Source organism: Fusibacter sp. A1 (assembly GCF_004125825.1).
GTDB lineage: Bacteria > Bacillota > Clostridia > Peptostreptococcales > Acidaminobacteraceae > QQWI01.
Genome location: NZ_QQWI01000007.1, coordinates 230,478 through 254,105, shown reverse-complemented (window position 1 = coordinate 254,105; position 23,628 = coordinate 230,478). Strand labels below are relative to the sequence as shown.

The following is a 23,628-nucleotide window of genomic DNA, read 5'->3' as shown; positions in this document are numbered from 1 at the left end:
GCCGGTAGCCAAATTCTCAATTGTTCTATTACAGATAATCTGCTTAGAAAAGCAGGTTATTTATTCTTCTCAGATTACTTGAAAACTGTAAAGGCGTAAACTTAGGAACCGCCGTATACCGGACGGTACGTACGGTGGTGTGAGAGGTCGGGGAAATTATTTAATTTCCCCTCCTACTCTATTGTATGTTTCTTGCGCTTTCTGTATGAAGAGTCTTGCGAAGAAGTTTAAAAGGGTCCAGTTCTGCAACGAGCATTCCGGTGACCACCATACATGCGCCTAGCAACCCTTTTAGGCTGAGCAACTCGCCAACCATGAAGTAGGCGAAAATAGCTGCGAATACAGGCTCACCCGTATAGATAAGCGCTGTATGTGTGGCGCTTGTGTACTGCTGTGCCACAGATTGTACTATGAAGGCTCCCGCAGTGCATAGTACTGCAAGTACGGCCAAGTTGGTCCATACGCCGAGTTGAGTCGGAATAATCGGAGCTTCGAAGAGAAATGTGGCGATGGTACTTAAAAATCCGACGATGCCTATTTGAATGATTCCCAGTAAGATGGAATCTACTTTACTTGTAAGGTGCCCTACAGTAATGATATGCATGGCAAATGCGAATGTGCATATAAAAGTAAGCATGTCACCGATACCGAGCGCGAGTTTTCCGTTGAGCGTCAGAAGGGATAGTCCCAGCAGTGCCAATACCGTACCCAGAATCGCATTCGGTGGAATCTTGTTTTTAAAGAGCAGTGCACTGATGAGGGGCACCAGAATGACAGAAAAGCCAGTAATGAAGGCTGAATTTGAAACAGAGGTATAGTTAAGACCGACTGTCTGAAAAGCGTAACCCGTAAAAAGAATAGCGCCAACCAGTACTCCTGACAGTAGGGTTTGCTTGTTAAGCGACTTGAATCGTTTATAGAAAACAAGTGCGGCAAGCACAAATGCAAGTGAAAATCGAAGTGCTAAAAAGTTAAATGCACTTAGGTCACCAAGGGCATTTTTGGTGAGGATAAATGACGAGCCCCAACCGACGGTGACCAGTAATAGTGCTATATCCGCTTTGATTTGATTTGACATAATTCACCTCGTTATTTAGTGTCACGAAAAGTATAATCTTTATTATGTCACTAGTCAATGGAGAGAGCCTATATTTTGTCAGTACAGTCTATGAAGAATATGAACAATTTGATACATTGTTAGAAATGTAACATACATCCTTGACACGAGAGTGATTTGCATTTACAATAAGGTGAAATGATTGATATCAGTTCTCAACAAATAAAATATCTCAAGGAGTAGTTTGAAATGAAAAAAATTGTATTGATTATATCTGTAGTTATGATGTTCGCGCTTGTAATGACCGGATGCGCACAGCCTGTTGAAGAAACAGAAGTAAAAGAAGTTGAAGTAAAAGATGCTGCCGCATCAACTGTAGTGAATTTGTACACTGACAGACATTATGACACCGACCAGGCACTTTTTGACCTCTTTACTGAAAAATCGGGAATCACCGTCAATGTGGTTAAAGCAGGCAGCGATGAGCTTATCGAAAGACTGACTCGTGAAGGCGCCGACACAGAAGCTGACGTGTTGATGACTGCGGATGCTGGTCGTCTTCACCGTGCAAAAGCACTTGACCTTTTACAGCCTGTTACAAGTGAAGTGTTGGAAGCGAATGTTCCTGCAAACTTAAAGGACGCTGAGAATTTCTGGACTGCACTTACAATAAGAGCTAGAGTGCTTGTCTATTCACTTGACAGAGTTTCACCATCTGAACTTTCAACGTATGAAGATCTGGGATCGGAAAAATGGAATGGTAAAGTTTTAGTAAGATCATCGTCCAATATTTATAATCAATCTTTGCTTGCTTCACTCATCGCTGTGGAAGGCGAGGAAAAGGCTGAGCAAGTGGTTACTGTAATTCTGAACAATATGGCACGTACTCCACAGGGGAACGATAGGGACCAAGCCAAGGCCGTTGTTGCAGGCGAAGGTGATGTTGCAATCATGAATACTTATTATATTGGTAAAATGATTAATTCAGAAGACCCTGCTGAAGTTGAAGTGGCGAGCAAGGTCGGAGTGTTCTTTCCAGACCAGGAAACCAATGGAACGCACATCAACATAAGTGGTGCTGGTATTACAAAGTATGCCAAGCATTCGGATGCAGCTCTTCTACTGATCGAGTTTCTTTCATCTGATGAGGCGCAGGAGTCTTTTGCTCAAGCAAACTACGAATACCCTGTCAATCCAAATGTAGAAGCGTCTGATCTGCTTAAGTCATGGGGTGACTTTAAAGCTCAAGATATCAACTTAAGTCTTTTGGGTGAGTACAACAATAAGGCTGTTGAGATTTTCAATAGGATTGGATGGGAATAATAACTTGTTTAGAGCCGTCGATATCATCTTCGGCTCTGTTTTTTAAAATGGAGTGGACTGGATGCTTAAAAGGTTATTTCAGCAACATAAGATGGGGCCGTCGTTCGGAGTGACTCTTGGAGTTGTCCTGATGATCTGTGGGCCGATAAGTTTTTTACTGATCAGAGTCTTCAGTGAGAAAAGTGAATATTGGGACCATGTGGCAACCTATCTACTACCTAAGTATATGCAAAATACAGGGATTATTGCGCTAGGTGTTGCGGTCGCAGCAGCATGTATCGGAGTATTTACTGCTTATTTTATGACTTTTTTTGATTTTCCGTTAAAACGGATATTTAGGTGGTTGGTTCTCCTGCCTCTTGCGATTCCTCCATATATTGGTGCTGTCGTCTATTTCGGCATGCTTAGCTATACTGGAGTTGTTCAACAGTTTCTTCGAGGTCCGCTGGGACTGGAAGGTCCTTTCAAAAGTTTGAATATCATGAATATTGGTGGAGTCATCTTCATCTTTTCGATTTTTCTGTATCCCTATGTCTATGCGATCACCTATACTTTTATGCAGCGACAGGCAAATCAGTTTATCGAAAGTGCGAGAACCCTTGGCTATAGCATGAAGGAAATCTTCTTCAAATTACTGATCCCTTTAATGAGAGTACCTCTGATCAGCAGTGTGACACTGGTAGTACTAGAAGTCTTAAGCGATTATGGTGTGGTTAATTACTACGGCGTTCCAACCTTTAGCACTGCAATCTTCAAAACCTGGTTTTCAATGGGCGATGTCACCACAGCGATAAGGCTTGCGCTACTGCTCATAAGTATTGTATTGACTGTGTTGACGACAGAACGGTTGCTTGTAAGACGCAAGCGGTTCGGGCTTGCGCAAGCCAAAAGGACACCGATTAAAGTCAGGGCACTCAAGGGATGGCGCGCCATTGGTGTTACAAGTGGATTTGCAGTGATCACCTCGCTCGGATTCATCATTCCTACCTTGCAGTTGATACAGTGGGCACTTATGGCACTGGATAGTGTCCAGCTAAGGGGGCTATCTAAAATCCTCTTGCACACGATTTCTCTGGCCGCATGTGTCGCAGCTGTAGTTGTTGTGGTTGGGCTTGTTATCGCGCACAATACAAGAAAACGACAACGTACCTTCGACCATGTGATGGCCAAGCTTACGATATCGGGATATGCGCTTCCGGGGGCAGTCATCGCCATTGGGGTGACGATGAGTTTTATCGCCCTGGATAGATTTATCAGTGGCTTTGGTATCTATGAAGTATTAGGTTTTGGGACCAAAACGCTAGTAATCAGTTCATCTATTGTGATGCTGGGCTTTGCTCTGATCATGAGGTTTATGGCAATAGGTTACAACAATATCGAATCGGGCATGACCCAACTTGGCGATGGTTATTATTACGCGGCGAGACTCATGGGGTTAAAGTCTTATCAGGCTGTGCTACAGGTGGATGTGCCTATGCTAAAAACGGCGCTGCTCTCCTCATTTGCGCTAGTCTTTGTAGATGTGCTAAAGGAGCTGCCGCTCACACTTGTGTTACGACCCTTTAATTTTACAACGCTTGCGACCCGCGTTTATGAGTATGCCAATGACGAGATGATTCATGAGGCTTCAGTCGCTTCACTGCTGATTATCGGTATCAGTATGATGTCGGTATGGTTGTTGTATCGCATGCTCAACAAGGAGGATTAGGATGTATTTGACGATAAGGGAGTTGGGCTTTTCTTACCCCAAGGCGAAAGAAAATGTGATCAAGGCTTTGGATCTTGATGTGAATGAAGGTGAGATCGTTGCGCTTTTAGGCGAAAGCGGAAGTGGTAAAAGTACGTTATTAAGACTCATCGCAGGACTTGACCATCCACAAAAAGGCAGCATTCATTTAGATGGAACTGTACTATATAGTAAGAGTACCATCGCCCCATGCGAAACACGGGGAATAGGAATGGTCTTTCAGGACTACGCGCTTTTTCCGCACATAACCGTTGCTAAGAATATCGCCTTTGGAATGAAACAAGCCAGGGCTTCGCACAAAAAACAGAAGGTGGATCAGCTGCTTGAAATGATTCATATGACAGCGTTTAAAAATCGTTATCCCCATGAATTGAGCGGTGGCCAGCAGCAACGTGTAGCACTTTCGAGAGCGCTTGCCATCAGTCCGCGATTACTGCTCCTTGATGAACCTTTCAGTAATTTGGATGCGCATTTAAAAGATGACTTAAGAAGAGAAATGGCAAAGCTTTTAAAGCAAAGCCAGATCACGACGGTCTTTGTCACACATGATCCCGCTGACTGCGATGCGATAGCCGACAGAGTGATCAAGATCGATCAGGGCAAAATCGTTGAAAACTATGTGGTTAATAAAGATAACTGATAAAATCATGTACTAGATAGGAGCAGGTCGCTGACATGCTCTTTTTGTTTGTTTAAATGCTGTGTTTTCTATATAATGAAAACATAAGACAACTGATGTTAGGATAAGAAGATGTTTTGCACTTTAAGGAGAGATACGATGAAAATCAGGATGAAAACGATGTCGATCGATGGAAAACAGCTTAGTGTGAAACTATCACATAAGACGATCGTGGATGTTGCCAGAGACAATGGCATCGGTATACCGGCACCATGCTATCTACAAGGGCGGGTTAATGGATGCTGCAACGGATGTGTCGTGGAAATCGATGGTGAAGAAAAATACGCATGTACTATTCGTCCAAGAGAGGGCATGGAAATCAAAGTGAATACGCCTGAACTGATACGATTAAGGAAGGAAAGGTTGCTGACCTATAAAAAAGCGATCGAATCCGGTGAAAAACTTGAATGTAATTGCGGAGATGGCTGCGGTGACGACGATTGCGGCTGTGGAGACGGCTGCTGCTAGTTTTGTGAATGTAAAAGAGATGGAATTGTCTATGCTTACAGACAATTCTATCTCTTTATTTTTTACTATTAGAACACATGTTATGGTTTTCGGTTTAGTGCTTTCATCTGGTTACTGTGATACTTACGCTGCATGAGAGCGATTTCTTTTTCTCTTCTTCTCTTTGTGAGATAGCCGGTTTCTGACTGCAACATCAAATAGTTATGATAACGGTCGGGGTCCAAGGTGCCGTCTTCTATGCTGCTGTTGATGGCACAGCCGGGCTCGGTATTATGTGTACAGTTTCTGAACTTGCACCTTGTCATCAGCTCTTCGATGTCTGAAAACTGATGGGACAGGGCGTCTTCGTCGATCCATAGCTGGAGTTCTCGCATGCCTGGGGTGTCAATCAAGATACCGCCGTTTTCAAGCAAGACGAGTTCGCGCCAAGTGGTAGTATGTCTTCCTTTGCTGTCTACTTCTCTAACGCTTTTAGTCAGTAGACGGTCGTAACCCAACAGCTGATTGATGATGGTCGATTTGCCTACGCCGGATGAGCCGAATAGCCCGACGGTCCTTCCTATGGATAAGTACTGGTTGAGCAGGTCGAGATTCGTATTTTCAAGCGCGCTGATGGCGTGTATGTCTGCACCTAGGGCTACCGATTCTATTTTCTTGACAAATGACTCCGCATCATCGATAAGGTCGATCTTGTTGAGCAGTATGACAGGTGTTGCACCGCTATTGTAAGTGAGAAGCAAATATCTTTCGAGCCTGTGAAGGTTGAAGTCGTTGTCACAAGCGAGAACGATGAAAACCGTGTCGATATTTGCAGCGATCACCTGTTCTTCTGTCGCACCACCGAGGACGGTCTTCTGATTGTTTACTTCGCGTACTGTCCGACCGCCTGATATGGGCGCTTTGCGGGTGAAACAGCTTTTTCTGTTTAACACGTGATAGATGATGCTGTGGGTGTTTTCGCAAGTGGGTTTCATTGCCACCCAGTCACCTACGCTGGGATATTCCTTGAGGCAGGTGATATGATACCTGAGCTTGCCGCAAATTTCTGCTGCGATCTCTCCGTCTGTATACGCTAAAAGGTAATGTCCCTTTTCTTCACGGATTACGCGCGCAGGCAGGTAGTCCTTGTCGCTGAACTTATCGAATTCGAGTTTAAAGAAACTGTTCCATCCAAGTGTTGTTATATCCATCGGTATTACCTCCTTGACTTTCTATATCAATACTACCCCAAATCACGACTGATATTTAGTAACAAAGAGTTATAGAAAAACTTGGTGATTCATACGACATGTATGTTGAGAATTTTGGCATAAAAAAACCAGTGGGCGATTGACCCACTGGTTCATTTGGTTATAGATAAGGTTTGAAACATTCCGGTATTTCACCGTTGTAGCTTAAGCTGATTTCGAATCTGACTTCATGTTTTTCTGAAAGTAGTTTGATTTTTTCCAACCAGACGCAAATCTCTTCTGGAGTCATGATGTAGATGTTGAGTATGCCATCTAGATAAATAGATTCGATATCGTAGTTACTGCTCATCAGACCGTATAAGAAGGCGATGAATTCAGTAGAAGAGTTGACGGGATAATCAGAAATATTGATGTATCTGATTTCATGATTTATTTCAAGAATACTTTCGTTGGATTCGTCAATAAAGAGTATATTGCCTTTTGCAGTAGTAATCGCTGAATTGGCATGTTCGATCATTTCTTTTGTTTTACCGATACCTGTTTGTCCAATGAGTAATTTAATCATATAGTCTCCCTTTTAGGTTAGTATGGTTTAGTTACCTCGTACCTTATTGTAACCCGATATAGGGATCATTTCCACTTGTTTTCAGAAAATAAAGTCAACTATTCATTAGTTTTTTAGTTGACATCATCATGGCAGGTAAGATGAGGTTTAATTGCCGGCGAGTTGGCTATAAATCAAGTATGGATAGGAGTGCTGGTATGGTTCAGCACATCCCCATAGAAGAATCCTATTTGAAAGAGGCTTCGTTATGAATAAGGGAAATGTACTTAAAAGTACGATCGCATTGCTTGTTTTAAGCATGCTCATTTTAGGGGGAATAGTCCTGAATAGGCAAGGGGTCTTCTTATCTGGTATGCTTCAAGACCAACCGGACTTTAGCGGTAGGTTAGAGGAAGCTTCAGATTTGAAGGCTGATGAGGTGCTTGAAGAGGTGAGCAAACGGATCGATCTTTTGGTCTATGGGGATGAATTGACTGAGCCCATCTACTACGATATAAGAAACTCACTTAGGTGGATTGAGGACTTAATCGTGCTTGAAGACATCTCTGAAGAGATAGTGGATGAATACAGACGGCTGATGGTTGAGAGGCTACCTAGTTATCTAAAAAAGGAAATGGAAATTCATAAGGGGACGCTAGGCGAAGCATTTAGACTGAATTCGCCTAGGTTTTATCTTTTAAGGATGTTAACAGAAAACGAATTGAGCAGTAATGTCATGACAGGTATGCTAATTGACTATTTTGTCGGTGAATTTGCCTTGTCACGGTCAAAAGCTGATTTCGATCGGATCTATTCGTATGTTGAGGACGAATTTGTCAATTTTAAGCCGATGCTTGGCAGTATGAATGTACTCAATAAGATTCTTTATGAAAAACCGAGTGGCGACTATCAGGTAGTGGACAAACGACTGACAACTTATGGAGATGGCAATGCCTTTTTATTGTCCACTGATGAGATGCGTCAGCTTGATGAAGAGTATCTCGCTCGCTACCTGAGCGAGGATAATCGGGTTGAAAGTGCTGTGATAAGTGAGGATGAAGTATACTATTTGCTTGAGGCGAACCGATACTTCTACCTTGATATGGACTGGGAGGTCGCGATTATTTTTGATAGCTTGGATTACAGCAGATTTGTGTCCTCGCAGCTAATCGAAGATGAAGATTATGAAATGATACCGCTAAAAAATGCTCAAAGCTATATCGATGCCGCAGCTGAGGTGCTAAGTAGCTATCAGGGCATCATAGAACCCCTGATTTTTTGCAGGAAGTATGAGACGCCAAACGGCTATCACATGACAAGGACACTTGCTGAACTTTTAGAGTGGAACATCAGTGGGGAAACGGATCCCTATGGTTTTAAAATCATTGTCGTGGATGAGATACGTTCTGACGAGTATGGATTTAGTCTAAGGGCGTTTGCGAGGGATGCGAGTTATATTGTAATTGAAGACCGCGAACTGAGTACTTTTCAAAGCGCCTTGCACCATGAGATGATGCATGTCATCGATGACTATTACAGCGATGTTCTTTATAGCGCATCAGGACTGCTAAAATTAAAAGATATGGAGTACCTGAGGGACCAGTATGCCAGTGATGAAGCCTTTGAAAGACAAAGGGCTCAGGGAAATTACTACAGTGGATTTACTGAGGATTTTATCAAACTTGGAGTCATTACAAAGTACAGCCTTGTTGCAAATACGGAAGATTTGGCGGAGCTTTGGGAGTTTTCGATTATGAAAAATGACAAGGTGAAACCGTTTTACAAATCGGAAGCACTGCTGCACTACAAGATCAGTTTGATTTTAAATTACATCAATTCCATCTATGAACTGAATCATTTCAATAGAAAAATCGAATTTGATGACTTGACTGGGTTTAAAAATTGAGTCGGGGATGCTGCGAAACACGGATTTTAGTGTATAATCAAGTCTATACGACGATGCAGGATAGGTGTTTATGATGAACCGTGATGAACTGATAAGAAAACTGAGACAGCTTAAAAAGCAGGAAGTTGCTATTCGGTTCTGCCACAGGCCGATGCGTGAAGGGGATCATTTGATTTGGAGCGAGTTTTTTTCTACAAATGAACATGCTTCCGATGTCGCATATCCTTTGCCTGTGCTCTTAACGATGGATCATCTGATGCGCAAGGAAGTGTTCGACTGTCTTTTCTTTGCGATCTATCACCAGTATTACAAGGAAAATGGTCTACCGCTTACGGATCTGTTTGAGCGTGAGAGTCTCGAAGCCTTGGGATTGTCATCTGCTGCGACTGCGGAGGATGTGAAAAAACGATTTAAGGAACTTGCCAAGTTGCACCATCCGGACAAAGGTGGCGAATCAACGGTCTTTATTGAGATTCTGGAAGCATATGAGAAATTAAAAAGAAATTTCACATCATGAATTAAGTCGATAGTTAGCATAATTAAATTAGATTAAGAAAAGGGTGCTGGATGAAAAACAATAAAAATCAGAATAAGAAATCAAAACCTCAAGAAGAGTCAAATGAAGAACCGGAAATGAAAAAGTTAGAAATAAAAGCGTACGATTCTTCAAAAAAAGCGCATGAGGGTCAACTTAGGGATGAGGGAACTCCTTACTTCGAGCATGTGGAGAGAGTTGCAAAACAAGTTCTGGAAAACTGTGACTCACAAGCCTATATCACAGCGCTTTTACATGATGTGCTAGAAGATACCGATTATACCTATGACAACCTGAAAAAGGAGTATTCAGAAGAGATCGCAAAGGATGTGCTCCTGCTTACTAAAAAAGAAGGGGAGTCCTTTGAAGACTATATGAAAAAGCTGGTCGTCAAATACGCGCCATTCTATATCAAGCTTGTAGACCGTCTGGACAATATCAAGTCGCTCCCTGCTTGCGGTTCTGATGAAAAGATAAGCAAGTATCTTAAGGAAACAGAAAATGAGTTCCTGCCTATTGCAAAGAGTTCTCGATATAGCAAGCTGGACGAGTTCGATGTCTTAATCAAGGAAATAGAAGCTGGATGCAAAGCTTTAAAATAGTAACCCAAAACAAAATAGAAACCGCATATGCGGTTTCTATTTTGTTTTTTATTTTGCTTTTACAGAGACAATGGATTCGCTGTGTTGATGGACTTCATCCTTTGCTATCGCAAGCATCAATTTGATTCGGTTCTTTTGATTCACATCGGAAGCGCCAGGATCGTAATCGATAGGAACGATATTGCTGAATGGATGACGTTTTTTTATCGCGTTCACGACACCTTTACCCGAGATATGGTTGGGTAGGCATCCGAAGGGCTGAGTACAGATGATATTTGGGGCTCCGATATGGATGAGTTCGAACATTTCAGCGGTTAAAAGCCAGCCTTCACCCATTCGGTTTCCGTAGCCTATGATGTCTTTTACAAATCCTTTTAGTTCCTTGTAGCTTGTCGCCTGCCTGAAGTGATGCTTTTTAAGCTGGATGTTTATTTTGCTTCGGTAGTTTTCAACAATGGAGATTGCGAACTCAACAAGCCTCTTTTTTATTTTTTTACCACCGTAGAGGTCTACTTCGAGACCGCGGTAATCCAATTTGAATAATACAAAATCAAGTAGAGGCGGAATGACGACTTCAACATTCTCGCTCCTTAAAAAATCTTCTAGGTTGTTGTTGCCTAGCGAGGAGTATTTGACATAGATCTCTCCTACGATACCCACTTTGATCAGAGAAGACTCATTTCGTGGTATCGTCGAAAAATCAGCGATCAGTTCTTTTAAGTTGTTCAGCACTTTTTTAAACGTATAGATACGCTCGGTCTTGAAGGTCTGTACAATCCGCTCTGTCCAATCTGATGCCATGCGGTCGACTGATCCCGTGTTGATTTCGTAGGGTTTGATTTCGTTGTAAAGCTGCTGCAGGATGTCGCCATAAAACACGCTCCACAAGGCTTTGATCCAAAAGCGAAGCGGCAACATGAAGCCTGGGTTGCTTTCGATTTTTGAGGGGCTTAACGAAACTACCGGAATATAACCGTAACCGGATTTTTCGAGCGCGCTGCGAAGGAGATGGATATAATTGCTCGCCCTGCATCCGCCACCGGTCTGTGTCATGATGACAGCAATTTTTTTAGGGTCGTGGTCCCCGTTTATAATCGCGTCCAGCAGCTGCCCGATCACAAGTATTGCTGGATAGCATGTGTCATTATGCACGTACTTGACCCCGAGCTGCTTGATCTGGTCATTGAAATTGGATAGCAGGGTGGCTTTGTATCCCTCCTGATGAAGCGCTTCGACTAAAAACTCAAAATGAAAAGGTGCCATCTGAGGCACTAGGATGGTATATTCGTTTTTCATTTCTTCTGTAAATAGCAATCGACCTTGTTCGTTGTAGATTAGTTCTGCCATTTTGATTACCTTTCCATCGTTGCAAGCAGTGAGCGAAGTCTGATTTTAATTGCGCCCAAATTGCTCATTTCATCGATTTTGATTTGTGTATATACTTTGCCTGAAGATTCCAGTATTTTTTTTGTTTCGTCCACGGTGATGGCATCAAGCCCGCATCCGAATGAAACCAGTTGCACGAGTGACAGATTGATACCCTCTGATTCACTCACAAATTTCGCAGCGTCATATAACCTTGTGTGGTAGGTCCACTGGTTGAGTACGGTGGGATCTTTGTGGTTTTTCAGATGGGATATGCTGTCTTCAGTTAGTGTTACGACACCCATCATGCTTAACAGCTGAGATAGACCATGGTTGACCTCTGGATCGATATGATAGGGTCTTCCCGCTAAAACGATGGCTTTTTTTCCTGACTGCCTGGCGTGGTCGAGCGTCTCAGAACCTCGATCGATTATTTTACCCTTGAATTCGAAATAGGCTTTCATTCCAAGCTGATATGCCTTTTCGACCTCGCGCCTGCTTCCGCTGTAGTTCATCTTTTTCAAGGTGGCGGACATTTGCCTTACAAAGCTCTTCTTATCATGTAACCCGATATAATCGGTGATATAGGTAGAGCGACAAATCGAATCGACGTTGTTGGCGATTACTTCAGGATAGTAAGCGACCACAGGGCAGTTGTAGTGGTTTTTAGGGTGTTCTTTTTCTTTGAAATTATAGGTCATGCACGGATAATAGATGTAATCGGTCTTCTGTTTTAAAAGTGTTTCCATATGCCCATGGATCAGCTTGCCTGGATAACACACCGTGTCGCTGGGGATCGTATATTGTCCCATCTCGTAAACAGCCTTTGTGGACGGCTCGGAAGCCACCACGCCGTAACCGAGTGTATGGAAGAACGTCGACCAGAAGGGAAGGTTCTCGTACATGTTGAGCACAAGGGGTATGCCGATGGTTTCACGATGGCCATTTCTTTTACGGTAGGTCTGTATAAGATTCAATTTATAGTCGAACATATTGAAGGTATCGCCGACCTCTGTGATGCCTATCCCGCGCTCGCACCGGTGGCCGTGGACTTCTTTGTCTCCGTTGTTGAAGGTGCTGATGGAGAGCAAGCAGTTGTTCTCGCACTTGTTGCAGTGGACGGTAGTCGATTTGAACGACAAGGCTTCGATTTCTATTCTGGACTTGATTGACGAAGGTCGTTTGCTTGCTTTTAGCGCTAAAAGTGCGATGCCGAAAGCACCCATCAATCCGGATATTTTTGGTCGGACTACATTTGTGCCAGTCTCCAACTCAAATGCCCTTAGTACTGAATCGTTGTAAAAGGTACCCCCTTGAACAACGATATTTTCACCGAGTTTCTCCCTTTGATCGAGCCTGATGACCTTGTAAAGGGCGTTCTTAATCACACTCATGGAAAGTCCGGCGGATAAGTCCTCGATGCTTGCGCCTTCCTTTTGAGCCTGTTTGACATTGGAGTTCATAAATATGGTGCATCTTGTGCCAAGGTCGACAGGTGATGTACCGTAAAGTCCTCTTTGCGCGAAAGAGCTTACATCATAGCCAAGTCCGTTTGCAAAGGTGGAGATGAAAGAGCCACATCCGCTTGAGCAGGCTTCGTTCAGTAAAATGGATTCGATAACGCCGTTTCTGATTTTAAAGGATTTCATGTCTTGTCCACCGATATCGAGAACAAAATCCACATCCTTATTGAAAAACTTGGCTGCTTCGTAATGCGCGAGTGTTTCCACTTCGCCAAGATCGATATTGAAAGCCTTTTTTATAAGCGATTCGCCATACCCTGTAACGCCAGAACTTATGACCCTGCATCGGTCGCCCATCATTGAATAGACTTCGAGTAGGGCGGATTTAATAAGTGTGATTACCTTACCTTCGTTGTAGATGTACTTTTGGTATAACAAGGTACCTTCCGGTGAAATAACCACTAACTTGGTGGTGGTGGAGCCGGCGTCTATTCCGATGACGACATCGCCTGTAAAATCACTCAGCGAAGCATAGGTAAGTGAATCCTCAGAATGCCTCTTGTTAAAGGCTATCCGTTCCTCTTCTGTTTCAAAGAGTGCGTTCAGGCGATTGTTTTGCCCTGTACGATGACCTTTGGATTCGATTTTTTCTATGATCGACCTTACATCGAATGCCCAATCCGGCTTAATAAGCATTGCGGCACCGATGGCTACATAAAACTCTGAATCTGCAGGAAGCACGCCGTTTTTTAAGTTTAATGTCGCGATAAAGCGTTCACGTAACTCGCTCAAAAATGTAAGCGGTCCGCCTAAAAAGCAAATGTTACCTGCGATAACCCGTCCCTGAGCAAGGCCTGCTATGGTTTGATTGACGACAGCTTGAAAGATGCTTGCAGCAAGATCCTCTAGGGCGATGCCTTGATTGAGTAGGGCTTGTAGGTCTGTTTTAGCAAAAACCCCGCAGCGTGACGCGATAGGGTATATTTTTGTGTGTTTTTTTGCCAGTTCATTTAGTTCTGTGGCATTCAAATTAAGCAGTTGAGCCATCTGATCGATAAACGCCCCTGTTCCTCCGGCGCATGCGCCGTTCATCCTCTGTTCGACGGAATCGCCTAAGAAAATGATTTTCTGATCTTCTCCACCTAGTTCGATGACGACATCGGTTTCAGGATTTCTTGCAAGAACCACTTTGGTACCTGCGATCACTTCTTGAACAAATGGGATGGACAGTGCTTCTGATAATCCTAAACCTGCCGATCCTGTGACGGAGAGCGTCACATCTTGTGTATGACCTTTTGAGAGATAATCTTTGATGAGATAGATGACCGTTTCATCTACTTGGGACTTATGCCGTATGTAATTCTTATAAATCACTTTGTCTTCAAAGTCGAGAGCTACAAGCTTTATGGTTGTGCTTCCGATGTCTATACCAATTTTCATGTTATACCTCACTTTTTTACCCAATAACACAAAGATATTCCCAATTTCATAACTTGTCAATAACTGCTATTTAAATTATTGACAAAATATTATGTCAATGGTTTTCAAGGCATGCTCCTCTGCTTTTAAGAAGAAGCGAAATCGGCTAATTAAAGGCATAAGGAAAGCATTTAAGTGATTTTTAGCTTATAATAGGATTAAGGCAGAAGGGACATGGAAAGGGGATCGACGATGACAGATAAAAAGCTGATAAGATGTGACTGGGCGGGTACCGATCCGCTCTACTGTGAGTATCACGACAAGGAATGGGGAGTTCCCTTATACGATGATCAGAAGCTTTTTGAGATGTTGTGCCTTGAAGGTGCCCAGGCAGGACTTTCTTGGATAACCATTTTGAGAAGACGCGAAGGGTATAGATCCATTTTTGACGGGTTCGACCATAAGCTTTGTGCACGCTATACCGATGAGCAGCTAGATGATAAACTGCAGGATCCACGAATTATCAGAAATCGCTTAAAGGTCTATTCAGTGAGAAATAACGCGATCGCATTTGAGAAGGTGATAGATGAGTTTGGAACTTTCAGCGAATACTTATGGAGCTTTGTAGGCGGATCGCCGATACTGAATACCTTCGTATCGATCGATGAAGTTCCTGCAACCACGGCGTTAAGCGATGCGCTTAGCAAAGACCTTAAACGGCGTGGATTCAAATTTATGGGATCGACGATATGTTATGCCTATATGCAAGCGGTAGGGATTGTAAACGACCATCTGCTGGGGTGTATCGCAAGATAGGATGAACAGCACTATTTTATTGTTGATGGCATTTTCTGACTGGAAGTCTTATTAAGTCGGGAGGTGCTTTTTATTTTTTGAAAAGAAGCAATCCAATTTGTCGTCCGTACAAAGACGGGTGTCTTTGAAATGAGGAAACGTTTTCTTTTGCAAATTCTGAAAACTGTGTTGACAGGATAATCTGTTAGGCCTATACTCAGAACAATACAAAATTTAAAAAGTGTTGACGGAGAAAAAAATAAGTTGATTTGGCCCTAGAGAATCAGTGGTTGGTGAAAACTGATGCGGTTGACTTATAGATAACTCACTCCAGAACTGCGCATTGAAATCACAGTAGATGTTGCCGGCTGCTCCCGTTATCGAAGCTAAGATTTCATCAAGAGATCTGAAGAGGCGATTTTATCGCGAATTAGGGTGGTACCGTGAAAGTTAATCTTTTGCCCCTATAAATGCTAGTAGTGTTTATAGGCGCAAAGGATTTTTTTATTGCCAAAATTAAAACTAAAAAAGGAGAATGACCATGAGAAACCAACAGGTAAACACAATGTCAAATCAAACGAACGAGAGTGCAAGAACCATTGAAAGACAACCGGAAAAGCTAAGAGAAACACTAAAAGAACTGGAGTACGAATATATGCATGGTCATAAATGTAATTTTATGGGCGAAGCATTCGAAGACGAAAATATCAGATTTGAGGAATAACATTTTCTAATTAGACTAGAGGCAAAAGGAGTGTAGGTAATGATAGTACTAAAAGTACACGCTACAAGCGGACTTTCGGCGATAGTAAGAATAGTAAACACTCTTAAGCGTAAGCAGTTCAAAGTGCATCAGCTGATTATGGAGGAATGTTCATCGGATGAGTACAAGCTGCTGATTACGATGAATGAAAATGAAGGTAGGGTAAAAAAGGCGATTCAACATGTGAGAAAACTAGAAGACGTATATAACATTGAATCTTTGGGAGGGGTATGTTATGAAAAAAATGTATTATGATGCGGATGTGGCTGAAGGTCTGTTAGTAGGAAAAAAAGTAGCGGTCATTGGATATGGATCGCAGGGGCATGCCCATTCACTCAATTTGAAAGAAAGCGGAGTAGACGTTGTTGTCGGTCTTTATGAAGGAAGTGCATCCTTTGAGAAGGCAAGGGCTGACGGTCTAAAGGCTGAGCTTGTCTCTGATGCGGTCAAAGATGCTGATATCGTCATGATTCTAGTACCGGACACAAAGCAGAGTCATGTCTATAACAGTCATATCAAACCCAACCTAAAAAAGGATGCAGCACTTGCTTTTGCGCACGGATTCAATATCCAGTACCATCAGATCGAAGCTCCTAAAGGAAACGACGTGTTCATGGTCGCACCTAAGAGTCCTGGTCACCTTGTGAGAAGGCAGTATCAGGAAGGTCGAGGTGTTCCGGCACTGATCGCTGTGCATCAGGATGCGTCTGGTAGGGCCAAGGATATGGCCCTCGCGTATGCGCAGGGGATCGGATCGACTAGAGCAGGTGTAATTGAGACAACGTTTAAAGAAGAAACCGAAACGGACCTATTTGGTGAACAGGCGGTCTTATGCGGTGGTGTGACTGAACTTGTAAAAGCGGGGTTCGACACGCTGACTGGTGCGGGGTATCAGCCCGAAGTAGCATATTTTGAATGTTTACATGAGTTAAAGCTGATTGTAGATCTGTTTTATGAAGGTGGATTTGAAGCGATGAGAAGCAGTGTTAGCGATACTGCCGAATATGGCGATTACATGATCGGTAAGCGCATCATCACCGAGGATACACGCGAAGAAATGAAAAAGGTACTCAAGGAAATTCAGGAAGGAACATTTGCAAGAAACTGGCTGATGGAGAACAAACTGAATCGCCCGATGTTCAACACAATCAGACATCAAGAGACAACTCATCCGATCATCAGTGTCGGAAAAGAGTTAAGAGGTATGATGTCTTGGATTAAAAAAGATTAGGAAAAGACTTTTAAGGGAGGGCATATGACTAAAATCGGATCAAAAGTGGTACTGGATTGTTTAGTTGAAAATGGTGTAAGTGATGTATTCGGCTATCCAGGTGGAGCGATTATGCCCTTGTACGACGAACTATTCACAGATGGCAGGATCACCCATTACAGAACCGCGCACGAGCAGGGAGCTGTACATGCGGCTGACGGGTACGCAAGGTCTACAGGAAAACTCGGTGTGGTATTTGTCACATCGGGTCCTGGTGCGACAAACACCATCACAGGGCTTGCGACTGCGAACCTTGATTCGGTGCCCATGCTCATCATTACAGGCCAGGTTCCTAGAGCGCTTCTTGGTAGAGATTCTTTTCAAGAAGTGGACATAGTCGGAATCAGTGAAGCAGTCACAAAGGCAAGTTTTTTAGTAGAAGATGCTGAAAAACTTGCCTTTACCTTAACAAGGGCAATTGAAATTGCCATTAGCGGCAGACCGGGACCCGTTCTTGTAGATATTCCAAAGGATATCTTTACAGAAAAAATAAGCGGCAAGCAGCAGTTTAAGGTAGCAAAACGAAAGATCGATCCTCCAGCTCTTGAAAACCTAGAGGAGTTACTCGCCCTAATAACAAAGGCAAAGAGGCCGCTTATCTATACCGGTGGTGGAGTGAAACAGGCCGGGGTGTCGGATAAGATTAAAATGCTTTCAGAAAAATTGAACATACCTGTGGTGAATACGCTGATGGGCCTCGGTACGATCGATAGGGAACACGACCACTCGCTGGGTATGGTAGGAATGCATGGAACGGTAGTGGCCAATAAGGCTGTAATGTTAAGCGACCTGCTGATTGTAGTGGGTGTGAGGTTTAGTGACCGGTCCATCGGTAAACTGGGTTCGTTCGCACCACAGGCGACGATACTTCATCTTGATATTGACGAAACCGAATTTGATAAGAATGTGGAACATGTGCTTAGTGTCTTGGGGGATGTGAATATCACGCTAGACCATCTCATCACCCATTCGACACCAATAAAGCACGGCGAATGGTTTGAAGAACTAAGAGCGCTTCAGTCGGAATCTGAATCGGCAATTGACAAGGATGACCATCCAAAGCAGCTGATTAAAATGATCAGCCAACTGGTGCCTGAAGATACGATCGTTGTTACGGATGTGGGTCAACATCAGATGTGGACCGCACAGGCATATTCCTTTAAACAGGATAAGGGCTTTTTAACTTCTGGAGGTCTTGGAACGATGGGATATGGTCTAGGTGCTGCGATTGGTGCCAAGGTAGGCAACCCCGAAAAACCCGTGCTGCTGATCACAGGCGATGGATCTTTTGGTATGAACCATCAGGAACTGATGACCGTAAGACGCTACGGTCTTTCCATCATGATCGTCCTGATGAACAATGAGGCGCTTGGCATGGTAAGGCAGTGGCAGAAACTCTTTTATGACAAACGGTACACGCAAACCTGCAACGAGTCGCCTGTAGATTATCAAATTCTGGCGAGCGCCTACGGGATCAGATCAGGTGCCATTAAAAGTGTAGAAGACCTAAAACTCATCGAAGGTAGATTCAAGAAGACAAATGAAGCGATGTTTATCGAGTGCAAAATCAACAGGGAGCATGATGTGTATCCGATTGTCCCGCCCGGTAAAGCGATTGACGAGTATATGGATGTGAATAGGTAAGCGGTCAAGTTTGACTGAGTAAGGGGGAAATCATGAACGGACGTGTCATTATCTTTGATACAACATTAAGGGACGGCGAGCAGTCGCCTGGCAACACGATGGATCTGAACGAGAAGGTATTGATGGCAAAACAGTTGGAATCCCTTGGTGTTGATGTGATCGAAGCGGGATTTCCCGCTGCGTCTGAGGGGGATTTCAATGCAGTCGAAACCATTGCGAAGACCTTGAAGAAAACAATTGTGTGCGGTCTTTGCAGAGCTCTTGAGTCGGATATATCGAGGACTTGGGAAGCTGTGAAACATGCTGAAAAGCCACGTATCCATACGTTTATAGCGACTTCTGAGATACATATGAGAGACAAGCTGAAAATGACCAAAGAAGAGGTGAAGCACAGGGCTGTTGCGATGGTCAGGTATGCGAAAAGCCTATGCGAGGATATTGAGTTTTCGGCAGAAGACGCATCCAGATCCGATCTGTCCTTTTTAGCAGAGGTGATTGAAGGCGTCATCGGCGCTGGTGCGACAACGGTCAATATACCCGATACGGTGGGGTATTCGACTCCTGGTGAGATCGCTAAGATATTCACCTATCTGAAAAAACATGTCAAAAGCATCGATCAAGCCGTCTTGAGCACGCACTGTCACAATGATCTGGGAATGGCTGTTTCGAATACACTTTCTGCTATCGAAAATGGGGCGAGACAAATAGAATGTACCATCAATGGAATCGGAGAACGAGCCGGGAACGCAGCGCTTGAAGAAGTGGTGATGGCGCTTGAAACAAGAAGGGATCTATTGGGACTGGACACGTCGATTGTGACTCAGATGCTTTTAAAGACCAGCAAACTCTTAAGTAGTATCACCGGCAATCCTGTCGCTACGAATAAGGCGATTGTAGGAAAAAACGCTTTTGCTCATGAGTCTGGAATCCATCAGCACGGCATGCTCTCAAACAGCGAGACCTATGAGATCATGACGCCTGAATCGGTGGGACACAGGTCGAATCAGCTGGTCCTTGGAAAACACTCCGGAAAACACAGTTTTGTAAAGTTTATCAAAGAACTTGGCTATGAGCTGTCTGATGAAAAAATCACTGAAGCTTTTACTACATTCAAGTCGCTTGCCGACAGGAAAAAAGACATCGATCAGCGGGACATTTTGGCAATCATTACCGATGAAGCAGTAAAGGAAAAACAGTTGTACAAGTTAAAATCCTTCTCCATTCATACAGGAACGCATAACGGTTCGATGGCGACGATAAGGCTAGAAGGCGACAGCGGAGATTATGAAGAAGCGGCAATCGGTGACGGACCAATAGACGCCTCTTATAACGCGATCAAAAAGATTGTGGATATAGACGCGACCTTGATTTCTTATCAGATAAAAGCTGTGACAGAAGGGATGGACGCCCAAGGGGAATCCACTGTTGAGCTTAAATTCGATAATAAATGCTACCGCGGGCATGGTCTTAGTACCGATGTGATCAAGTCGAGCATAGAAGCTTATATCCATGCGATAAACCGCATCGTTGTCAGGCAGGTGTAGTATGAAAATTAAAATATTCGACTCGACCTTAAGGGATGGCGCACAGGGCGAAGGAATCAGTTTTTCTGTGGAGGATAAGTTAAGGATCGTGTCGCTCCTTGATGAGCTGAAAGTCGATTATATCGAGTCAGGGAATCCCGGATCTAACGAGAAGGACAGGGTCTTCTTTGACATTATGAAGGAAAGGCCGCTAAAATACGCTAAACTGTGCGCTTTTGGCAGTACCAGAAGAAAAGATATCCCTGTTGAAACCGATGAAAATGTCAAAGCCCTTTTAGATGCGCAGACTGAGGTGGTTGCGATTTTCGGTAAGTCCTGGAACCTTCATGTCACCGATATCTTAAAGACCTCACTTAAAGAAAATTTGAGCATGATTTTTGATACCGTGGCCTATTTCAAGGCCAAGGGTAAAGAGGTCATCTTTGATGCGGAGCATTTCTTTGATGGATATAAAGCGGATCCCTACTATGCCCTTAACTGCATTAAAGCCGCCGAAAAGGCAGGTGCGGATACCATCGTGCTCTGTGATACGAACGGTGGAACCTTTCCTGACGAAGTCGCAAGCATATGCGACCAGGTCAAGAAGACGATTAAGACTTCCATAGGAATACATGCGCACAATGATATAGGAATGGCTGTAGCGAACAGTGTGTTTGCAGTATCGCATGGCGTCGACCATATCCAGGGCACGCTCACAGGCATCGGTGAACGATGCGGTAATGCGAATCTTTCGAGCATCATACCGGCACTTCAGGTGAAGCGGAGCTTTGAATGCATACCGGCCGATTCACTGGAACTGCTGACATCGATCACAAGACAGGTGGCGGATACGTCCAATATGGAGCTTCAAGGTAATCTGCCTTTTGTGGGCACTTCGGCATTTTCACATAAGGGAGGCATGCATATCGATGGCGTGTCCAAACTTCCTGAGAGTTTTGAACATATCGATCCAGAGATTGTAGGAAACGAAAGACGATTTCTGATGAGCGAGATTTCGGGTAAGAGCGCCATCCTATCCATGATTGCGAAAATCGATCCGAGTGTTGAGCGCAGTTCGGCCAAAGCCAATGAAATTCTCGAAAAGTTGAAGTCATTGGAATATGCCGGATATCAGTACGAGGGCGCAGAAAGCTCCTTTGAACTTGTGATCAGGAAGCTGCTTGGCAAGTATGATCCAAAGTTTAGAATCGAGTACTTCAAGACCATAGCAGAGAGCGCCAAGACCGCTCTCAATTCAACCGGCATGATCAAGATACATGTAGACGGTAAGGAGTCGTTCTCGGCTGCCGAAGGCAACGGTCCTGTGCATGCGCTCGACATTGCCCTAAGAAAAGCAATCGGTGATTTTTACCCAAACTTCAACAGGGTCTATCTGAAGGATTACAAAGTCAGGGTGCTTGACAATCAAAGTTCTACAGCGGCCAAGGTGCGCGTTCTGATCGAATCGAGCAATGGTAAGGAAAGCTGGCATACAGTCGGCGTATCGACAGATATTGTTGAAGCGAGCCTGATGGCGCTTGTCGATTCGATTGAATACATTTTACACAAGGAGGAAGCACATGGGAATGACCATGACTCAAAAAATATTAGCTAAGGCGGCGGGCCTTGACACGGTGAAAGAGGGACAACTCATCTGGGCTGATCTTAGTCTGGTGCTCGGCAATGATGTGACGACCCCAGTAGCGATCGAGGAATTTGAAAAAATCGGTGAACCGTCGGTTTTTCATAAGGATAAGATCGCTCTTGTTCCGGACCACTTCACACCCAATAAAGACATAAAGGCCGCTGAAAACTGCAAGCGCATGAGGACGTTCGCATATGATCAGGGCGTGACAAACTACTTTGAAATCGGCGAGATGGGGATTGAACATGCGCTTTTACCTGAAAAGGGACTTGTTGTTCCCGGTGAGGTGATCATCGGTGCCGATTCGCATACATGCACCTATGGAGCGCTAGGGGCGTTTTCGACAGGGATAGGAAGTACCGACATGGCTGCTGGAATGGCGACAGGCAAGTGCTGGTTCAAAGTGCCGGCTGCAATCCGTGTCCATCTGAAAGGAAAGTTAAATCGATTTGTGAGCGGCAAGGACATTGTTCTACATCTCATTCGGATGATCGGTGTGGACGGCGCGCTTTATCAGTCGCTTGAGTTTACAGGAGAGGGCATTGCCGATTTGTCGATGGACGACCGTTTCACAATCGCAAACATGGCGATCGAGGCAGGAGCTAAGAACGGAATCTTCCCTGTCGACGCCACCACGCTTGATTACGTGCATGAGCATTCGAATAAGGCTTATGAATGTTTTGAGGCGGATGAGGATGCGGTTTACGAAAAAGAGTTGATGATCGATCTATCAGCGCTTGAGCCCATTGTCGCTTTCCCTCACTTGCCGGAAAACGGAAAGGTTTTTAGTGAGTTTGATATGATTTCGATCGATCAGGTTGTCATCGGCTCATGCACCAACGGCAGGATCGGAGATTTAAGAGCGGCTGCTGAAATCCTAAAAGACAGAAAAGTCAAGAAGGGAGTACGCGTGATTGTTTTCCCTGCGACTCAAAAAATATACCTGCAAGCGATGAAGGAAGGCTTGCTGGAGACATTCATACAAGCAGGAGCGATTGTAAGCACACCGACTTGCGGACCTTGCCTTGGAGGTCATATGGGGATTCTTGCCAAAGGAGAACGGGCGCTTGCTACGACAAATAGAAATTTTGTGGGTCGCATGGGTCATCCTGAATCCGAAGTGTATCTTGCCAGCCCGGCAGTCGCTGCGGCAAGTGCTGTAAGTGGCGTCATTACTGATCCTAGAAAACTGATGGGGGTGATCTGATGGGACGCGTTTTTAAGTACGGAAACAATGTGGATACGGATGTGATCATACCTGCGAGGTATCTGAACACAACAGACCCTAAGGAGCTCGCGAGACACTGCATGGAAGATATTGATAAGTCCTTTATCAAGAAGGTGAATCGTGGGGATATCATGCTGGCTCAAAACAACTTCGGTTGTGGATCGTCTAGGGAGCATGCTCCGATCGCCATTAAGGAATCGGGCATCGTATGTGTGATCGCCAACAATTTCGCTAGAATCTTCTACAGGAACGCCATCAATATCGGCTTACCGATTTTGGAGTGCCAGGAGGCCGTTGAGCGCACTGAAGATGGTGACGAACTGACCGTGGATTTTGCAACCGGGGTCATCACAAACCACACAAAGAGTGAGCATTATGCGACACAACCTTTTCCTAAGTTCATGCAGGAAATCATCATTAAAGGCGGCCTGGTCCCATTTATCAGCAGCGAAAGGTAGGTAT

The 23,628-nt window shown here is 44.1% G+C and carries 21 protein-coding genes and 1 other annotated feature; of the genes, 16 read left to right on the top strand and 5 right to left on the bottom strand.

The genetic code is table 11. The features are described from left to right. Positions 1 to 178: 178 nt before the first annotated feature. Entirely contained in the window at positions 179 to 1,078 is a 900-nt protein-coding gene (locus DWB64_RS12150; protein ID WP_129488515.1) for a DMT family transporter, read from the bottom strand. A 228-nt stretch (positions 1,079 to 1,306) separates the two neighbouring features. Here DWB64_RS12150 and DWB64_RS12145 point away from each other — a divergent pair, with 228 nt between their 5' ends. The 4 genes from DWB64_RS12145 (at position 1,307) to DWB64_RS12130 (ending at position 5,274) form a co-directional block, all read left to right on the top strand. Then, positions 1,307 to 2,380 (top strand): Fe(3+) ABC transporter substrate-binding protein, encoded by a 1,074-nt coding sequence (locus tag DWB64_RS12145; RefSeq protein WP_129488514.1) that lies wholly within the window; start codon positions 1,307 to 1,309, stop codon positions 2,378 to 2,380. A gap of 61 nt (positions 2,381 to 2,441) precedes the next feature. Continuing rightward, complete coding sequence (locus tag DWB64_RS12140) at positions 2,442 to 4,088, top strand: iron ABC transporter permease (RefSeq protein WP_129488513.1); 1,647 nt, start codon at positions 2,442 to 2,444, stop codon at positions 4,086 to 4,088. Position 4,089: 1 nt separating this feature from the next. Beyond that, entirely contained in the window at positions 4,090 to 4,767 is a 678-nt protein-coding gene (locus DWB64_RS12135) for an ABC transporter ATP-binding protein (protein WP_129488512.1), read from the top strand. Positions 4,768 to 4,905: 138 nt separating this feature from the next. Next, entirely contained in the window at positions 4,906 to 5,274 is a 369-nt protein-coding gene (locus DWB64_RS12130; protein ID WP_164980387.1) for a 2Fe-2S iron-sulfur cluster-binding protein, read from the top strand. Positions 5,275 to 5,354: 80 nt separating this feature from the next. Here the strand turns inward: DWB64_RS12130 and rsgA are convergent, their stop codons facing one another. Continuing rightward, positions 5,355 to 6,464, bottom strand: coding sequence for a ribosome small subunit-dependent GTPase A (gene rsgA / locus DWB64_RS12125; protein ID WP_129488510.1), 1,110 nt, complete (start codon positions 6,462 to 6,464; stop codon positions 5,355 to 5,357). Positions 6,465 to 6,624: 160 nt separating this feature from the next. Continuing rightward, positions 6,625 to 7,029 carry a twitching motility protein PilT gene (locus DWB64_RS12120; protein WP_129488509.1) on the bottom strand — a complete coding sequence of 135 codons (405 nt, stop codon included), beginning with the start codon at positions 7,027 to 7,029 and terminating at the stop codon, positions 6,625 to 6,627. Between the two features lie 247 nt (positions 7,030 to 7,276). Between DWB64_RS12120 and DWB64_RS12115 the strand changes: the two genes are divergently transcribed. The 3 genes from DWB64_RS12115 to DWB64_RS12105 all read left to right on the top strand — a co-directional run bounded on the left by DWB64_RS12115 (position 7,277) and on the right by DWB64_RS12105 (position 10,051). Further along, entirely contained in the window at positions 7,277 to 8,914 is a 1,638-nt protein-coding gene (locus DWB64_RS12115) for a hypothetical protein (RefSeq protein WP_129488508.1), read from the top strand. Positions 8,915 to 8,984: 70 nt separating this feature from the next. After that, a complete protein-coding gene (locus tag DWB64_RS12110; RefSeq protein ID WP_129488507.1) occupies positions 8,985 to 9,431 on the top strand; it encodes a J domain-containing protein in 447 nt (148 codons plus the stop codon). Positions 9,432 to 9,481: 50 nt separating this feature from the next. Then, complete coding sequence (locus DWB64_RS12105; protein WP_129488506.1) at positions 9,482 to 10,051, top strand: HD domain-containing protein; 570 nt, start codon at positions 9,482 to 9,484, stop codon at positions 10,049 to 10,051. A gap of 48 nt (positions 10,052 to 10,099) precedes the next feature. Here DWB64_RS12105 and DWB64_RS19540 read toward each other — a convergent pair whose 3' ends face one another. Together DWB64_RS19540 and DWB64_RS12095 are read right to left on the bottom strand one after the other, a co-directional pair. Further along, on the bottom strand, positions 10,100 to 11,398 hold the full coding sequence (locus tag DWB64_RS19540; protein ID WP_129488505.1) for a 2-hydroxyacyl-CoA dehydratase: 1,299 nt from the start codon (positions 11,396 to 11,398) through the stop codon (positions 10,100 to 10,102). Between the two features lie 5 nt (positions 11,399 to 11,403). Then, the gene (locus tag DWB64_RS12095) at positions 11,404 to 14,319 is read right to left on the bottom strand and encodes an acyl-CoA dehydratase activase-related protein (RefSeq protein WP_129488504.1); all 2,916 of its coding nucleotides are present in this window, start codon (positions 14,317 to 14,319) and stop codon (positions 11,404 to 11,406) included. 231 nt (positions 14,320 to 14,550) lie between these two features. Here DWB64_RS12095 and DWB64_RS12090 point away from each other — a divergent pair, with 231 nt between their 5' ends. From DWB64_RS12090 to leuD, 9 genes are all read left to right on the top strand, one after another. Further along, complete coding sequence (locus tag DWB64_RS12090) at positions 14,551 to 15,114, top strand: DNA-3-methyladenine glycosylase I (RefSeq protein WP_129488503.1); 564 nt, start codon at positions 14,551 to 14,553, stop codon at positions 15,112 to 15,114. 214 nt (positions 15,115 to 15,328) lie between these two features. After that, positions 15,329 to 15,562: a binding site (T-box leader), on the top strand. A 72-nt stretch (positions 15,563 to 15,634) separates the two neighbouring features. Beyond that, complete coding sequence (locus DWB64_RS12085) at positions 15,635 to 15,817, top strand: hypothetical protein (protein ID WP_129488502.1); 183 nt, start codon at positions 15,635 to 15,637, stop codon at positions 15,815 to 15,817. Positions 15,818 to 15,856: 39 nt separating this feature from the next. Beyond that, positions 15,857 to 16,111: a hypothetical protein gene (locus tag DWB64_RS12080; RefSeq protein ID WP_129488501.1), complete on the top strand. Its 255-nt coding sequence runs from the start codon at positions 15,857 to 15,859 to the stop codon at positions 16,109 to 16,111. Beyond that, positions 16,092 to 17,087 carry a ketol-acid reductoisomerase gene (ilvC, locus tag DWB64_RS12075; protein ID WP_129488500.1) on the top strand — a complete coding sequence of 332 codons (996 nt, stop codon included), beginning with the start codon at positions 16,092 to 16,094 and terminating at the stop codon, positions 17,085 to 17,087. Before DWB64_RS12080 ends, ilvC begins: the two co-directional genes overlap by 20 nt. A 24-nt stretch (positions 17,088 to 17,111) precedes the next feature. Then, positions 17,112 to 18,770 carry a biosynthetic-type acetolactate synthase large subunit gene (gene ilvB, locus DWB64_RS12070; RefSeq protein ID WP_129488499.1) on the top strand — a complete coding sequence of 553 codons (1,659 nt, stop codon included), beginning with the start codon at positions 17,112 to 17,114 and terminating at the stop codon, positions 18,768 to 18,770. Positions 18,771 to 18,802: 32 nt separating this feature from the next. Further along, positions 18,803 to 20,314, top strand: coding sequence for a 2-isopropylmalate synthase (locus DWB64_RS12065; protein ID WP_129488498.1), 1,512 nt, complete (start codon positions 18,803 to 18,805; stop codon positions 20,312 to 20,314). 1 nt (position 20,315) lies between these two features. Further along, positions 20,316 to 21,908 carry a citramalate synthase gene (cimA, locus tag DWB64_RS12060; protein ID WP_129488497.1) on the top strand — a complete coding sequence of 531 codons (1,593 nt, stop codon included), beginning with the start codon at positions 20,316 to 20,318 and terminating at the stop codon, positions 21,906 to 21,908. Continuing rightward, positions 21,874 to 23,145 (top strand): 3-isopropylmalate dehydratase large subunit, encoded by a 1,272-nt coding sequence (gene leuC, locus DWB64_RS12055; protein ID WP_129488496.1) that lies wholly within the window; start codon positions 21,874 to 21,876, stop codon positions 23,143 to 23,145. The genes cimA and leuC overlap by 35 nt, the downstream gene beginning before the upstream one ends. Then, positions 23,145 to 23,624 (top strand): 3-isopropylmalate dehydratase small subunit, encoded by a 480-nt coding sequence (gene leuD / locus DWB64_RS12050; RefSeq protein WP_129488495.1) that lies wholly within the window; start codon positions 23,145 to 23,147, stop codon positions 23,622 to 23,624. Before leuC ends, leuD begins: the two co-directional genes overlap by 1 nt. Positions 23,625 to 23,628 lie beyond the last annotated feature (4 nt).

Coding starts and splice junctions, on each gene's coding strand:
- DWB64_RS12150 (WP_129488515.1), bottom strand. CDS start 1,078: ATGTCAAATCAAATCAAAGCGGATATAGCACTATTACTGGTCACCGTC.
- DWB64_RS12145 (WP_129488514.1), top strand. CDS start 1,307: ATGAAAAAAATTGTATTGATTATATCTGTAGTTATGATGTTCGCGCTT.
- DWB64_RS12140 (WP_129488513.1), top strand. CDS start 2,442: ATGCTTAAAAGGTTATTTCAGCAACATAAGATGGGGCCGTCGTTCGGA.
- DWB64_RS12135 (WP_129488512.1), top strand. CDS start 4,090: ATGTATTTGACGATAAGGGAGTTGGGCTTTTCTTACCCCAAGGCGAAA.
- DWB64_RS12130 (WP_164980387.1), top strand. CDS start 4,906: ATGAAAATCAGGATGAAAACGATGTCGATCGATGGAAAACAGCTTAGT.
- rsgA (WP_129488510.1), bottom strand. CDS start 6,464: ATGGATATAACAACACTTGGATGGAACAGTTTCTTTAAACTCGAATTC.
- DWB64_RS12120 (WP_129488509.1), bottom strand. CDS start 7,029: ATGATTAAATTACTCATTGGACAAACAGGTATCGGTAAAACAAAAGAA.
- DWB64_RS12115 (WP_129488508.1), top strand. CDS start 7,277: ATGAATAAGGGAAATGTACTTAAAAGTACGATCGCATTGCTTGTTTTA.
- DWB64_RS12110 (WP_129488507.1), top strand. CDS start 8,985: ATGATGAACCGTGATGAACTGATAAGAAAACTGAGACAGCTTAAAAAG.
- DWB64_RS12105 (WP_129488506.1), top strand. CDS start 9,482: ATGAAAAACAATAAAAATCAGAATAAGAAATCAAAACCTCAAGAAGAG.
- DWB64_RS19540 (WP_129488505.1), bottom strand. CDS start 11,398: ATGGCAGAACTAATCTACAACGAACAAGGTCGATTGCTATTTACAGAA.
- DWB64_RS12095 (WP_129488504.1), bottom strand. CDS start 14,319: ATGAAAATTGGTATAGACATCGGAAGCACAACCATAAAGCTTGTAGCT.
- DWB64_RS12090 (WP_129488503.1), top strand. CDS start 14,551: ATGACAGATAAAAAGCTGATAAGATGTGACTGGGCGGGTACCGATCCG.
- DWB64_RS12085 (WP_129488502.1), top strand. CDS start 15,635: ATGAGAAACCAACAGGTAAACACAATGTCAAATCAAACGAACGAGAGT.
- DWB64_RS12080 (WP_129488501.1), top strand. CDS start 15,857: ATGATAGTACTAAAAGTACACGCTACAAGCGGACTTTCGGCGATAGTA.
- ilvC (WP_129488500.1), top strand. CDS start 16,092: ATGAAAAAAATGTATTATGATGCGGATGTGGCTGAAGGTCTGTTAGTA.
- ilvB (WP_129488499.1), top strand. CDS start 17,112: ATGACTAAAATCGGATCAAAAGTGGTACTGGATTGTTTAGTTGAAAAT.
- DWB64_RS12065 (WP_129488498.1), top strand. CDS start 18,803: ATGAACGGACGTGTCATTATCTTTGATACAACATTAAGGGACGGCGAG.
- cimA (WP_129488497.1), top strand. CDS start 20,316: ATGAAAATTAAAATATTCGACTCGACCTTAAGGGATGGCGCACAGGGC.
- leuC (WP_129488496.1), top strand. CDS start 21,874: ATGGGAATGACCATGACTCAAAAAATATTAGCTAAGGCGGCGGGCCTT.
- leuD (WP_129488495.1), top strand. CDS start 23,145: ATGGGACGCGTTTTTAAGTACGGAAACAATGTGGATACGGATGTGATC.